Annotated in this window: 9 protein-coding genes; all 9 read right to left on the reverse strand. The window is 49.3% G+C overall.

All coding sequences use genetic code 11. The annotated features are described in order from the left end of the window. Nucleotides 1–325: 325 nt before the first annotated feature. Nucleotides 326–1,411, reverse strand: a complete 1,086-nt coding sequence (gene rpoD, locus HPY90_RS08245; RefSeq protein ID WP_013175781.1) for an RNA polymerase sigma factor RpoD — start codon at nt 1,409–1,411, stop codon at nt 326–328. Further along, complete coding sequence (gene dnaG / locus HPY90_RS08250) at nt 1,408–3,195, reverse strand: DNA primase (protein WP_287193478.1); 1,788 nt, start codon at nt 3,193–3,195, stop codon at nt 1,408–1,410. Before dnaG ends, rpoD begins: the two co-directional genes overlap by 4 nt. A 74-nt stretch (nt 3,196–3,269) precedes the next feature. After that, nucleotides 3,270–4,388, reverse strand: coding sequence for a deoxyguanosinetriphosphate triphosphohydrolase (locus HPY90_RS08255; RefSeq protein ID WP_287193482.1), 1,119 nt, complete (start codon nt 4,386–4,388; stop codon nt 3,270–3,272). 82 nt (nt 4,389–4,470) lie between these two features. Further along, a complete protein-coding gene (locus HPY90_RS08260; RefSeq protein WP_287193485.1) occupies nt 4,471–5,088 on the reverse strand; it encodes a flavodoxin family protein in 618 nt (205 codons plus the stop codon). Between the two features lie 301 nt (nt 5,089–5,389). Beyond that, nucleotides 5,390–6,517 carry a peptidoglycan-binding protein gene (locus HPY90_RS08265; RefSeq protein ID WP_287193489.1) on the reverse strand — a complete coding sequence of 376 codons (1,128 nt, stop codon included), beginning with the start codon at nt 6,515–6,517 and terminating at the stop codon, nt 5,390–5,392. A 238-nt stretch (nt 6,518–6,755) separates the two neighbouring features. Further along, complete coding sequence (ppdK, locus tag HPY90_RS08270; protein WP_287193492.1) at nt 6,756–9,407, reverse strand: pyruvate, phosphate dikinase; 2,652 nt, start codon at nt 9,405–9,407, stop codon at nt 6,756–6,758. Beyond that, a complete protein-coding gene (locus HPY90_RS08275; RefSeq protein ID WP_287193495.1) occupies nt 9,400–10,221 on the reverse strand; it encodes a pyruvate, water dikinase regulatory protein in 822 nt (273 codons plus the stop codon). The genes ppdK and HPY90_RS08275 overlap by 8 nt, the downstream gene beginning before the upstream one ends. Before the next feature lie 2 nt (nt 10,222–10,223). Then, a complete protein-coding gene (gene ccpN, locus HPY90_RS08280) occupies nt 10,224–10,874 on the reverse strand; it encodes a transcriptional regulator CcpN (RefSeq protein WP_287193498.1) in 651 nt (216 codons plus the stop codon). A 104-nt stretch (nt 10,875–10,978) separates the two neighbouring features. Continuing rightward, nucleotides 10,979–13,045, reverse strand: coding sequence for a glycine--tRNA ligase subunit beta (gene glyS, locus HPY90_RS08285; RefSeq protein WP_287193501.1), 2,067 nt, complete (start codon nt 13,043–13,045; stop codon nt 10,979–10,981). Nucleotide 13,046: the final 1 nt, after the last annotated feature.

Consider the following 13,046-nt stretch of genomic DNA (forward strand, 5'->3'; position numbering starts at 1 on the left):
ACAGTGTCTGCCCCGAAAAAATAGCCACAGACCCTCACGACACCTAACGGTGTCACCACTAGAATCTGGAAAATAGATTCTACTTTCGGGGCGGATGCGCACAGACCAGGCACTCAGCTCAAGTCTTGCTCAGCGACTAGCGTTTTCGGGACCAACTGGCATGTTGCAATGTCGTCCAGCTGAGTGCCGGACTGATGAACACAGATGGTATTGGTTCAAGAATATCTCTGTCACTATTTAGAGCGCGGTTTTCACTCTCTGCTGGTAACACTATCAAGTTTCATGAGGGGCTACCTCAAAAATGCAAAAGGCTTCCATTATCACTCTATTCTATATAGTCTTTCAGCTTCTTGCTTCGTGACGGATGTCGAAGCTTACGCAGGGCTTTGGCCTCTATCTGCCTGATTCGTTCCCGGGTAACCCCAAACTCCTGTCCCACTTCTTCGAGAGTGCGGGGCCTGCCGTCATCTAGACCAAACCTGAGCCGCAACACCTTCTCTTCCCTATCGGTCAAGGTGGACAAAATTCCATCCAGGTGTTCTCGCAGCAACACGAAGGAAGCAGACTCTTCCGGCGATTCGGCATCTTCGTCAGTGATGAAATCTCCAAGATGGCTATCATCTTCTTCCCCAATAGGAGTCTCTAGAGACACGGGTTCCTGAGCTACCTTCATTATCTCCATCACCCGCTCCACCGGAATGTCCATCTCTTCGGCCACCTCGGCGGGTGTGGGTTCCCTGCCCAGCTTCTGCAGAAGGGCCCTCTGTATCCTTGACAATTTGTTAATGGTTTCTACCATATGCACTGGTATTCGAATAGTCCGGGCCTGATCCGCAATAGCCCTGGTAATAGCCTGCCTTATCCACCAAGTAGCGTAGGTACTGAACTTATACCCTTTACGGTAATCGAATTTCTCAACGGCTTTCATCAGCCCCAGGTTACCTTCCTGTATCAGATCCAAAAAAAGCATGCCCCTTCCTACGTAACGCTTGGCGATACTGACAACCAAACGCAGGTTTGCCTCTACCAGTTTGCGTTTTGCGTCTTCGTCACCATTTTCGATTCTCTTTGCTAGCTCGATTTCTTCCTCCGCGCTTAAGAGGGGAACCCTGCCAATCTCTTTCAAATACATCCTGACCGGATCATCTATTTCCACGCCTTCGGGGACCAAAACATCTTCGGTTTCGGCAGCCTCGCCTTCTACGGGAGTCTCTTCCACCTCAAACTCATCCGTGCTGTCTCCTACGCGAATACCCATCGCCTGGAGATGCTCGTAGATGTCCTCGATTTGATCAGCTTCCAGTTTGATACCCTGAAGATCATCGGATATCTCATCATAAGTCAGGTTTTTCTTTTTCTTTCCTTTTTCGGTCAGTGCGCTGATAGCTTCGGCGAGCTTCTTGTCTTTCATAGTTCCCCCCCTTCCTGAATTCTGAGATGATGATCCGTCTCCAATATCAAACGGAGAATATCGTAAAAGTCCCCTTTATTCTTTTCAGCTTCGATTTCCGTCAACAACCTTTGCCATTTCCTTTCCATCTTGCGTCTTTTCACTTCTCGGATAAATTTCTCTACCTCATGATCTGAGGGCCAATTCTCTTCCTCAACCATTTCAATCCTGGCCAAAGTTGCCGCCAATTCCGGCAAGTTATGAACCGCTTCGGCTATAAGTTGACCATGATGAAAACTTCCTTTTTCTTGAAATAATGCAGCTACCTTCCTTAGACCGGGGTCGGTAAAAAACTTAGTACCACAGGTTTCGAATACACGCTTGAAAGTATTTTCGTCATTCACCATCTTTGCCAACAGTCTGACCTGAAACTCCGGTGACGCAAACTTCTCTTTGTCTCCTTTATTATATCTATTTATAGAATTTCTATTCCTGATAATGCCAATTGACCTGGTTTTTCGCTGCCAAACCCTGAATTCGCGTCTAACCGCATTCTCGGGCAGCTCTAGTTTTCTAGCAACAAAAGCGAGATGATTCTCCAGTTCCAACAGACTCTTTACCTGTTGCAGGTCGCAAAAAGTTTCGTGCAACACCGCCAGTTTTTCCACGAGACTCTGACCTTCAACACCGCGTAGTTTAAAATCCAGCTTGAATTCCATCGGATTTTTCTTATTATTCTTGATATATTGTAGAAATTCCTCTTTTCCTTTCACCATAATATATTCGTCTGGATCCTGATCCTCCGGCAACACTACGACTTCAACTTTTAGGCCCTCCTTGCTCATCAATTCAGCAGCCCTCAAGGCCTCCCTTTGCCCGGCTTGGTCGCCATCATAAATCAAAACAACTCTTTCCGTGTACCCTCGTAACAACCTGGCCTGTTCAATCGTAAATGCGGTGCCTAACGAAGCTACTGCCTGTCGTATCCCGTATTGATGCAACATTATGCAGTCCATATACCCTTCTACCAAGATCGCTTCGTTCAGCCGGCGAACGTGATCACGGGCTTGAAACAATCCGTACAGGTTATCGCGTTTGGAAAATACCGCGGTTTCCGGCGTATTAAGATACTTGGGAATGTCGGCCGGGTTCAAGCTGCGCCCTCCCATTCCCACTACCGTCCCGGACTTGTTCCTTATTGGAAATATCACCCGGTCCCGAAAAACATCATAATACGAATCTTTGACCGGACTCCTCTTTATCAGGCCAGACGCCACTAACTGAGGCCCCGAATAACCCCTCGAAATCAGGTATTCCAAGAGACCCCGCCACTCGTCCGGAGCATAACCCAGCTGAAAGGCAACCGCCGTTTCCCAGTCAACTCCTCTTTCCTCCAGGTATCTTCTAGCCCTCGCACCCTTGTCCGATTTCAACAATTGGTGATAATAAGCAGCCGCTAGTTCATTCATTTCTATGATTCTCTCTTCATCCCGTTTTCGCTTCTTCGCCCCGTCTGATTTCGGTACGTACTCGACACCGGCTTTGGCAGCCAAAACTTCGACAGCTTCCTTGAAACTCAGGTTGTCGCGTTTCATAACGAAAGTAAAGATGTTGCCACCAACATGACAGCCAAAACAATAAAAAAGTCGTTTTTCGGCCGAAACCGAAAAAGACGGGGTTTTTTCGGAATGAAACGGGCACAGACCCCAGTAACGGCTTCCTTTCCGCACTAAATCCGTGCTCTCTGACACGAGTTCAACAATGTCGATCCTATCTTCAATAGTCCTCAATAACTGTTCATTCATTTTGTCGTCACTTCCATTCACGACGCATCGTATATATCAATGCAACACTGCCGACCTTTGACGGCAAGGGCTTTCTACTCCTCTGTAAACCCCCTGTAAAAGTTGAAACCAGGAGTAAACTGGGGCACATAAACCTCGTTGAAGATAGCCAGGCAAAAGGTATCGCTCATACCCGAAATATAATCGGCAACCCCCACTGCCAGTCCTTCTTCTTTAGCTATCTTTTGATAAAATTCGGGCAGTTTATTGGGGTGAGAGTAGTAATATTTGTACAGGTACTCTACTATCACAGCCGCCTTGTCCTTCTCAGCCATGCAAAAAGGACCGTTGTAGATGTTTTTAAACATGAACTCGCGCAACCCAGTCAGGGCCTTCTCAACTTCTGGACTCATCGTAACCCTCACAAGCCTGTCCCATTTTCGTGCTGCTTGTTGACGGGTATGAACTATGATGTCGGTGACTAACGTTGCTATCCGCTGGCTGTGGGTATATCCCAAAACATCAAGGTAGTCCCGGGGAATATCCTCTATCCTCAGCAATCCGGCGCGAATGGCGTCATCAATGTCATGCTGCACGTAAGCAATCTTGTCGCTGTAAAAGATGGTCTGGCCCTCCAAAGTTTGAGCTCGGGCACCCCCTTCGCCGTAACCGCTATGGTATAGCACCCCGTCCAATACTTCCTTAGTCAGGTTCAGTCCTCGCCCGAACTTTCCTCTTTCAATCCTAGTCAGTACCCGGACGCTGTTTTCGTTGTGACGGAACCCACCAGGCACCAGCTGGTCCAATACTCTTTCTCCAGCATGAGAAAAAGGGGTATGACCGATGTCATGGGCTAAAGCGATAGCTTCTATCAGATCCTCGTTTAAACCTAACCCCCGTCCAATCGTTCTGGCTATCTGGCTCACTTCTAGGGTATGGGTTAACCTGGTTCGATAGTGATCGCCGACAGGCGAAATATACACCTGAGTCTTGTGTTTGAGGCGACGAAATGACTTGGAATGAACAATCCTGTCCCTGTCCACCATGAAGCAGGTCCGCACCGGATCCGGAGGCTCAGGTTTTTCTCTCCCCTGACTTCGACTAGAAAAACAGGCATAAGGGCTCAACACCAATTCTTCCTTGGCTTCTATTTCTTCGCGTACGCAGAGGTTGTCCAGGCTGTGATTCGTTTGTCCCCTTCCTTGTTCTGACACGGAAGATACATCCTCCAATACCAACGATATTGGTATATATTATAATGACACTTCATCATCTCCGCACCTAAAATTGTTTTTCTTAACGTGCGGTTTTTGTACGAATGCTTCGAGTTGCCCGCGCTACTTCGACCAGCCTTTTGGCCAGTATGACTGTCCTTTGCAACCCGTTGTCGTCTGTCTGTGCTGGGCGCTGGGCCGCAGCCCCTTGATGCCCGCAGTCATACTCCCAGTAACCATCTCCCAGAACCAACATCCCCTGAACCAGCATTAGGTCATGGATAGCCCTGATGGTCGTCTCCTGTCCCCCAAACCGAGAAGCTCCAACCGCCACAGCCCCACCCGGAACATTAAGCAGTGCTTTTTCATTGCGCAAAAACCGACTCTTGTCCCAAAAAGCCTTCAGCTGGGCGGAAACTGTACCGAAGTAAACCGGGCTCCCTATCAACAACCCGTCAGCCTGGCGCAAAAGCCCGAAAGCTGTCTCTAGCGGTTTTCCCCTCCCACATTTGCCTGAGCAAGGAACCTCGCAGTTAACGCAAAACTTGTTTCTTATTCCTTTCAGAGCCTCTTGGCAGTGAATCATCTCGGTTCGCGCCCCCATTTCTCGACAAGTGGCAAGGGCAGTGTTAAGCATAAAGGCCGTATTACCGTTTTTGTTGGGACTTCCATTCAAAGCAATTATGAAAACATCTGACACCAGCTACACCTCCTCACCTAATGTATATACGACTCTTTTATTTATGTTCCTTCAACCTGATTTGTACTCATCAAATGAGACATAAATGGTCACAAATAAGGACTTGTACACATATAAAACCACGGGCAAGGCTTTTACCAACAATATAGAGGAAGCATTCCAGGGGCGATACGTGTCTGCTTCGATGTGCGTATGCTGGCTCACAAGACAGAAAAAGCAGAGCGCCGATCAAAGGCTCTGCTTGTCTCTATATAAAATTATAATATTTCTTTGTGATCCTTGATGTTGCTGAACCCTAGTCTTAGCTCGAAAGTCCCGCCGCTTTCCGAACCATAGCCTGGTGAGCTGCATCGACATGCGCGGGGCTTGGAGCCCATTGATTATTGCCGTGGGTCATGCTGCCCAAGAAATGTATGCAAAAATGGCCGGGGAAGTTGTTGTTTATGGTTGAAGTCCCGTGAGGCATCCCGTTTTGAGAGGCAGCGATAGTTCTGCCGGCGACCGTAACCAGGATGGCGTGTCGCTCCCAGCTCCACTCCCCGTGATAGGCCTGCTTCATCTTAGCCGTATCTGCAGCCGTTAAAGGTTCGACATCGGCGTGATTACTGCCACCTAGACGTTTCACCTGATAGGTCAAACCGGTGTCAAAATCGGTAATAGTGGCGATCATCCCAACCTTAAATATTTTTTGAGCCTCGCTCCAGGGAACGAGTTCGCCAAATCTTCCTTGCCGGGAAGGGGTAGTGCTAGTTGACGGCACCGTGGGAGTACTGCCACCGGAAGGAATAACCAGTTTTTGACCTACTTTGATAAGGTCCGAACTCAACTTGTTAGCATCCTTGATGGCCTTGACTGTTGTTTTGTACCGGACGGCAATTTCCGACAAGGTATCACCTTTTTGCACTATATAAACGACAGTAGCACTGGTGTTGGCTTTTTTCGCCGCAACTGCTTGCTCCAGAGCTTTTTTCGTTTCAGGCCCCACTATCCCGTCAGCCTTGAGTTTGTTAGCAGTTTGAAAGGATAAGACGGCACTCACCGTAGCTGGACCGAAACAACCGTCTACACCCTTGGTATCAAAACCAACAGAGGTCAAGTCTTTTTGAAGCTGACTGACTATCTTAAACAAGGCCCACTGGGTTTCAGGCCCAGCAATACCGTCTATGACAAGTTGCTGATCCTTCTGAAAAGCTGAAACAGCACTGACGGTTTGTGGCCCGTAAATACCGTCAATACCACCGGTGTTGTAATTCAAATGACTCAGACACTGCTGAACTTGTCTAACATCCTCTCCGTATGTACCCAAAGCCAGATCTTTGTCACTGTATGCACCCTGGGCATACGCACTACCTGCTGTTATAAAAAGGCTTCCCGCTAAAAGTAATCCGGCTAGGAACACAACTGCGAGCATCACGCTTCGGTTCGACATGATATCCTCTCCCTTCACTCCTGTCCTTACCTACAGGGTATCCTTTTTCAAACAATTTGGACAAACTGCCTAAGAGAGTCTGACCGTGCGAGACCATTCGTGAGACAAGAACTGAACCGGGAGAGAGCATCATGATCAAACTGAGCCTGGAAAACCTAGAGATGTAAAAACTTAGGAAGCCCCCGCTGAGAAGCAGGGGCTTTGTTCCCTAGGTGCCTTTGACATTAAGGAAAACCCATTACTCCCTGGGGTACAGCACCGCCGCCTGGGCTGCAGCTAGGCGGGCGACCGGTACCCGGTAGGGCGAGCAACTCACGTAGTCTAGACCGATTTGATGACAAAACTCTACTGAGGACGGTTCCCCGCCGTGCTCGCCGCAAATTCCGATGAGAAGCCCTGAGTTCACCGAGCGTCCTTTTTCGATCGCCATTACCATCAAGCTTCCTACCCCTTTGCGATCCAATACGGCAAACGGGTTATCTTTCAACAACTTTTTCTCCAAATAAATCGGTATAAACTTACCCTCGGCGTCGTCGCGGCTGAATCCCAGCGTAGTTTGGGTAAGGTCATTGGTACCGAAAGAGAAGAAATCGGCCTCAGCGGCGATCTCCTCGGCTACCACACAAGCCCGGGGCAATTCAATCATCGTGCCAACCGTAAACTCGAACTCAATCCCTGTCTCCGCTTTTACTTCTTCATAAACCTCCAGCACCTCATGTTTCAACAGGGCCAGCTCACCGCTATCCATTACCAGAGGAATTTCAACTTCGGGTAAAACCTCAATTCCTTCTTTTTTAAGTTTGACAACCGCTTCAAATATAGCACGGGCCTGCATGCGATAGATTTCCGGATAAGTTATACCCAAACGGCAACCCCTGTGCCCGAGCATAGGATTGAATTCCCTCAGAGCATAAACCTTTTTCAGTAGAGATCTCTTTTCCGCCAGCACAGCGTTATTCTGTCCTCTCGCATTCATTTCCGCTATTTCCGTCAGGAGTTCTTCAGCTCCGGGCAAGAACTCGTGCAACGGCGGGTCCAACAGTCGAATGGTCACCGGTAAACCGGCCATAGCCTTCAGAATACCATAAAAATCTCCACGCTGCATGGGTAGCAGTTTGGCCAGGGCCTTCTTGCGAGCCTCTTCAGTGTCAGCCAATATCATTTCCTGGACTATAGGTAGACGATCCTGAGCCATAAACATGTGCTCGGTTCGGCAAAGGCCAATTCCTTCGGCTCCGAATTCACGAGCTTTAGCGGCATCTTCAGGAGTGTCGGCATTAGCCCTTACCCCGATTCTTCTCACATCATCAGCCCACTTGAGAAGGGTTTCAAACTCCTCCGAAAGCGTAGGCTCTATCATCGGTACCTCTCCCAGAATCACGTTACCGGTAGCCCCGTCTATAGATATTATGTCGCCTTTCTTCACAACCATATCTCCGACCGTAAACTCGTGCCCGTCCGGGTCTATCTTAATAGCTTCGCAACCGCAGACACAAGGCTTACCCATTCCACGAGCGACCACCGCCGCGTGACTGGTCATACCACCTCTCGACGTCAGCACCCCTTGGGCTTTGACAATCCCGTGAATATCATCCGGAGTCGTTTCGCTGCGCACTAGTATGACTCTTTCCCCTTCGTTGCCCAGTTTTTCTGCCTCGTCGGCATCGAAAACCACCTTACCTGAAGCCGCTCCTGGCGAAGCCGGCAATCCTTTGGCTATGACGTTTAACTCGGCTTTGGAGTCGATTTGTCTATGTAACAACTGGTTAATCTGATTAGCATCTACCCGCAAGAGAGCTTCTTCCCGAGTAATCAGCCCTTCCCTCACCATGTCCACGGCGACTTTGATAGCAGCTGCGGCTGTCCGCTTGCCACTTCGGGTCTGCAGCATGTAGAGTTTACCTTTTTCCACCGTAAATTCGATGTCCTGCATATCCCGGTAATGAGATTCTAAGGTCTGACAAACCTGGGTGAACTGTTCGTAAACCTGGGGCAGTTCGTCTTTGAGCTTGGATATGGGAGTAGGAGTTCTGATTCCGGCAACAACATCCTCCCCTTGGGCATTTACAAGAAACTCGCCGTACAGTTCACGCTCGCCGGTAGACGGGTTGCGGGTAAAAGCTACCCCCGTACCGGAATCGCTTCCCATGTTTCCGAAAGCCATGGCCTGTACATTGACCGCAGTTCCCAGGTCATCCGGTATCTTGTTCAGCTTTCTATAGACTATGGCCCTTTGGTTATTCCAAGATTCAAACACAGCCTTAATTGCCATCTGTAATTGCTCATAGACATCTTGCGGAAACTCACGGCCGGCCTCTTTCACAACCAAGCCCTTATACTCGGCGATAACAGACCTCAATCCATCAGCAGGTATTTCATAATCAAATATCAGTCCGTGTCTTTTCTTATATTTTTCCATCACCGCATCGAAGACCGCATGATCGATACCCAAGACTACGTTACAAAACATCTGAATAAAACGCCGGTAACAGTCCAAAGCAAAACGTTCATCTCCAGTAAGAGAAGCCAACCCCTCAACCGTAACGTCGTTCAAGCCCAGGTTGAGAATGGTATCCATCATCCCTGGCATAGATATAGGAGCGCCCGATCGGACCGATACCAAGAGCGGGTTGTCCTTGTCTCCAAAACTTTTACCGGTCTTTTCTTCGACTACCCGCAAAGCCAGTAGCGCGTCCTCCATCATATTGGGGGGAAACTCTTTGCCCAGTCGGTAATACTCTTTACACGCCTCTGTGGTTATGGTAAACCCCGGAGGAACGGGCAGACCGATCCGGGTCATTTCCGCTAAGTTCGCCCCCTTACCGCCTAGCAATGATTTCATGTCTGCCTGGCCTTCTTCGAAAAGATACACGTACTTGGTTCTAGACATGGCTCAACCTCCTGTAATATATTTCCAGTATTTTGCTTGCCGTTTCTTCCACGGCCTTGTTGCTGACATCGATTATCGGACACCCGAGCTTCCGCATTATCTGATGAGCAAACTCGAGTTCGTAGGCAATCCGCTCCGGGCTAGCGTAGTTCGCATCTGACATTAAACCTAAAGCCTTGAGCCTTTCTTTACGAATGGCGCAAAGCAGGTCCGGTTGTATAGTAAGCCCCATGAGCCGACCCTTTTCTACGCTGTACAGCTCCTCCGGGGGAGGTACTTCTGGTACGAGCGGCACGTTTGCGACCTTTATCCGCTTGTGAGCCAAATACATAGAAAGGGGGGTTTTAGAAGTCCGTGAAACCCCGACGAGCACGATATCCGCCAAAGGTATTCCCCGCGGGTCTTTGCCATCATCATACCTGACCGCAAACTCGATGGCTTCAACCCGGCGGAAATATATCTCGTCTACCTTACGCACCAATCCAGGTTCCCGCTTTGGTTCCACGTTACTGGCTAACCGCAGGGCCTCCATCATCGGGCCCAGCAGATCTACTGCCAAGACCGAAGCCTCTTGCGCTTTACTTCTCAAAAATTGCGCTAACTCTTCTATCACTAGGGTGTAGGCTATAATGGCATGTTCTTCCGCTGCCTGGCCGATTATTTCGACAATGCTCTCTTCATCGGTAACGTAAGGTATCCTTTTTATTTCTATCTTGCCGGAGTTGAACTGGCTCGCGGCTGCCCTGACTACCATCTCTGCTGTTTCCCCGATGGAGTCCGAGACTACATACACCCCGGGCATGTTGTGGTTCAAGTCTACCCCTCCCTTTTCTGGTTTGCCAAATCGAGTAACAAGCGGGCTATGTTGGTCTTGGTTATCCTTCCTACCACCTCGAGTTTTTCATCTCCATTTTCGTCAATGTATTTCTTAACCACTGGCAAGCTATCGATTTCATGTTCGACAATCTTCTTGACTGCCTCGATAACCGTTTCGTCCGGAGTCGTTACGATTATATTCGGCATCCTGGTCATTATTACACTGACCGGCACCTTGTAGATATCGATGTGGCCAAGAGTCGTTTTTAAGAAATCTTTCCTAGAAACCACCCCCGCGAGATAACCGTCGCGGTCGGTAACGTAAATGGTACCCGCATCCTCGGTGAAAAGCGTGACGATAGCATCGTATATGCTGGAAACATCTTTAATCACCACGGGCATCGATTTTACGTCTTTAACCCGGTATTGGCAGAGGATTTTTTTTATGGCTCCCTGCCCTCCTTCTGACTTGATGGTGTACCCGACCCGCGGTTTAGCCTCCAAGTATCCAGACATGGTGAGAACAGCCAAGTCTGGTCGGAGAGCGGCTCGAGTAACATCCAGTATCTCGGCGATTCTCTCGCCTGTAATAGGCTGGTGCTTGCGCACGATGTCCAGAATTTTCCCTTGCCTTTCAGTGAGCTCGATCATACCCCACCCACCAATTATGCTATACTTTTTTGAAGCAAAACATCAAATCATATACACTATTGATTATAAAGAATCGCTTTTCCCTTCGTCAAAGGAAAAAAGTCTTATACCAACCGGCTGAAATCTCCTAAATTCAGGAATGAATCACTGATACGACGCAAAAGGCTCAACCGGTTCTTTCTCAACTTCGGATCCTCGGCCATGATCATTACCGCATCGAACAACTCGTCAACCCCCGCCCTCCCTTTCGACAGTGTTATGAGGTACTCGCCATACTCCCCTCTTTCCTTTAATTCGTTCAGCAGCGGTTCTGTCTGCGCCAGCCACTGATAAATCCGTCTTTCCGCCTCGGTTTCCAGCAATACTTCATCTACGTCTCGGCTATCCCATTTTTTGGCTAAATTGTAACAGCGATTGAAAACCACCATCCCGTCCTCAAAGTACTCGCTCTGCTTGAACTCCTGCAAGGCCTCAGCCCTTTTTCTGACCTCTAGCACGTCGCCTTGAGGTACTGCCAGGACTGCATCCAGCACATCATACGAGATGCCGCTGTCTGACAATATTCCCCTTAGTCTCTGCAGAACAAAGTCTAGAACCTCTCCAACAGTTTCTTCACAGCTAAGGTCAGGTTTTATAGGCGCAAATCCCTGATATACGAATCTTATGGCCTTTTCAAGGTCCAACCTTAATCCCCTCTTGAGGATTATGTTAACCAACCCCAAGGCTTGTCTCCGTAAAGCATAAGGGTCCTGAGAACCGCTGGGCTTGATGTTTATGCAGAAACACCCGACTAGGTTGTCCAGTTTTTCTGCCAGGCTAACCGCAATCCCGGCCGAGGTCTCGGGCAACTTATCGCCGGCAAAACGTGGAAGGTAATGTTCTAAAATGGCCTCTGCCACCTCCGGGTCTTCCCCGCTGGCAAGGGCATAGTACCGTCCCATAATCCCTTGTAGTTCCGGAAACTCGTACACCATGTTGGTTTCGAGGTCAGCCTTACACAGGTAAGCCGCCCTGCGAATTGTGGTTTCCCGCCCTAAGCCGGTTTCCTTCCCGATGAATACCGCGATATCCTGCAGCCTCTCTACCTTCGACCAAACCGTACCCAGCCTGGCTTGGTACACCACGTTCTTAAGAAGCTCTACTTTACTCGCCAGTGGCTGTTTAGTGTCTTCCCTGTAAAAGAAGAGAGCATCTTCCAGACGGGCCCTCAAAACCCTTTCATTGCCTGCTTTAACTTCCTCCAAGTTGTACTCGTCGCCGTTTCTAACTCCGATAAACCCGGGGAGGAGCTTGCCGTCATCGGAAAACACCGGGAAGTAGCGCTGGTGTTCGATCATCGTGGTGGTCAAAACCTCTGTCGGCAACACCAGGTATTCCGGCGAAAACTTCCCGTAGAAAGCAGTCGGGTACTCCAGAAGAAAATTAACCTCTTCCAGTAGTTCCTCGTCGTTATAAGGATAACCTCCCGCCTGCTCGGCCGTGTTCAATATCTGTTCCCATATCATTTGCCGCCTGCGCTCGTGATCGACGACGACAAACGCTTTCTCCATTGCTTCGAAGTAATTGGCTGCTCCGTTGACCGTAATTGGCCCCTCAGACAAAAACCTGTGTCCAAAGGTAATATTGGTGGCTTCCACGTTTTCTATCTGAACCGGTATGACCTCGTCACCGAACAAAGCCAACATCCATCGGATGGGACGGGCGAACCTGAACTCGGAGTAGGCCCAGCGCATTGCCTTAGGGAAGCCGAGATCAACCACGATTTCCCGCAAAACCCCTGGCAAGACTTCCACGGTTTTCTTCCCGGACTCCTTTTTTACCGCGAAGACGTAATCTACTCCGGACACTTCCCGCACCTCGAGAGATTCGACCGTCACTCCCTGAGCTCGGGCAAAACCCAGAGCCGCCGAGGTAGGCCGCCCCTCTGCATCGAAAGCCTGCTCTCGTTTTGGGCCTCTGACCTCCTTCAGCCAGCCTGCCTGGTTCTCAGCCAGGTCATAAACGTAAAGTACCAGTCGCCTCGGTGTTCCCATAGTTCTCAGGCTACCGAAACTGAGATTGGCTCCTGACAGTTTTTCTCTGGCCAGGGCCTCCATGTCCCGGATAGCATTTGGCATGTAGGCTGCCGGTATTTCCTCAGTGCCTATTTCAAAAACCAGATCTCTGGTCATA

The organism is Syntrophothermus sp. (assembly GCF_013314835.1).
GTDB lineage: Bacteria > Bacillota > Syntrophomonadia > Syntrophomonadales > Syntrophothermaceae > Syntrophothermus > Syntrophothermus lipocalidus.